Raw genomic sequence first — 1635 nt, forward strand, 5'->3', positions numbered from 1 at the left:
GCCGGCAGAAGCAGGAAGGTGGAAGACACCGTCCTTGGGGCCAGCGATCGCGCAACGATGCTCGGGTGGACCGCCGGTGTTGGCACCGACATCAAGCTGACCGACAATGTCTTCGGCCGCGTCGAGTATCGTTACACCGACTTCGGCAGCAAGAGCTTCGACGGCATCGGCAAGGTCAAGGCCACCGACAACCGCGTCACCTTCGGCGTCGGTATGAAGTTCTAAGTCGTTCAAGCCACGACACGAAAAAGCCGGGCCTCGCGCCCGGCTTTTTTTGTGTCTGAGTGATTTTCCCGGTGATCGAATCGATAACCCGGGAAATCAATTCCGGGCAATCGGCTATCAACCAGGAATGCAGGGCTTCAGTTCTGGAAACTTCTCGTCGAAGCGTGCCGCCCATCGCGTCAACCGGGCGCGACCCTTCTCCCATTTTCCGGCAAAACGCAGCGAGAGATAGCCAAGGCAGGCGCGCAGCGCCATCTGGCCGGCGGTGATCTTCTTCGGCAGCTTCGGCGGGTTGGCATTCAGCAGGTCGAGTGCCGCCGTGATCTTCGCCCACTGGCGATCGAGCCAAGGCTGATAGACCATCTCCTCGGGCCGCGTGCGCCGTTCATAGACCATCGACAGCGCGCAGTCGCAAATGCCGTCGGCCAATGCCTCCAGCACTTCAGCCTCGAGCCGCTTGTCGGGATTGCGTGGAAAAAGCGCGCTCTTCGACAAACGGTTGAGATGCTGGGTGATGGCGCGACTGTCGTGGATGGAGCGGCCGTCGTCGAGCACCAGAACCGGGATCTTGCCGAGCGGGTTGGCGCCGATCAGTTCGGTCGGTTTGTCGTCCGTTTTGACCGCCACCGTTTCGATGTCGATGCCGGCATAGGCGGCTGCCATGCGCACTTTGGAACTGTAGGGAGAGGAGGACGCATAGAGCAGTCTGGGCATGATCGGTTTCCTGTTTTGCAGGCCGGCAGTGTTGACCGATCAAGCGCGATCGAGCAATGGCCAGAAGCGGAAAACCCGGCCGCCAGCGAGCGGACTCATCGGCCGGGGCCGTTTGGCGAGCGCTCCATGAAGACGGTGCTTGATCACATAGTCGCCGAGTTGCCAGAATCGCAGGGATCACTCAGCCGACAGCCAAGACCGAAGGGCCTCGCGCCGATATTTCATCAAGCGCATGAATGGCACAAAAAGCCCCACCGGACTCCGCCCTATGGCGAAGTCCTGGGAGCTGCGAAAAGATATCCTCCGTCCGCCTCTGTTCTCGCCTTCCGACTGCCAAACAACGAACGGGGCGCCTGTCGGGCACCCGCCCTTGACTGTTTCGGCACCGCCCCCGGCGAGGGAAGACGCGACTACTTCTTGCCGGCCTTCGCGGGTGCTGCCTTCGGCTTGGCCGCAGGTGCCGCTTTCTTCACCGGTGCTGAAGATTTCGCTGCCGCAGCCTTCTTTGCCGGAGCAGCTTTCGCAGCCGGCTTCTTGGCCGGTGCAGCCTTGGCAGGTGCAGCCTTGGCAGCCGGTTTTTTTGCAGGTGCTGCCTTCTTCGCTGCGGGTTTCGCCGCAGCCTTCGCTGCAGGCTTCTTGGCTGGTGCCGCCTTCGCCGCCGGCTTTGCCGCTGCCTTGGCGGGTGCTGCTTTCTTC

The 1635-nt window shown here is 61.8% G+C and carries 3 protein-coding genes; 1 reads left to right on the forward strand and 2 read right to left on the reverse strand.

Annotation, left to right across the window (positions count from 1 at the left end):
• Nucleotides 1–225, forward strand: a 225-nt coding sequence (locus tag EN939_RS33280; protein ID WP_164751474.1) for an outer membrane protein, incomplete at its 5' end; no start/stop codon positions are given.
• Between the two features lie 117 nt (nucleotides 226–342).
• Here EN939_RS33280 and EN939_RS33285 read toward each other — a convergent pair.
• Nucleotides 343–939, reverse strand: coding sequence for a glutathione S-transferase family protein (locus tag EN939_RS33285; RefSeq protein ID WP_127270637.1), 597 nt, complete (start codon nucleotides 937–939; stop codon nucleotides 343–345).
• A 177-nt stretch (nucleotides 940–1116) separates the two neighbouring features.
• Nucleotides 1117–1635: hypothetical protein (locus EN939_RS38730; RefSeq protein ID WP_442919589.1), on the reverse strand; the 519-nt coding region annotated here is incomplete at its 5' end.

This window comes from Mesorhizobium sp. M7A.F.Ca.CA.002.05.1.1 (assembly GCF_003998335.1).
In the GTDB taxonomy this organism is placed as follows: domain Bacteria; phylum Pseudomonadota; class Alphaproteobacteria; order Rhizobiales; family Rhizobiaceae; genus Mesorhizobium.

What these genes read in the sequence shown, in the direction of transcription:
- EN939_RS33285 (WP_127270637.1), bottom strand. Translation starts at nt 939, where the DNA reads ATGCCCAGACTGCTCTATGCGTCCTCCTCTCCCTACAGTTCCAAAGTG.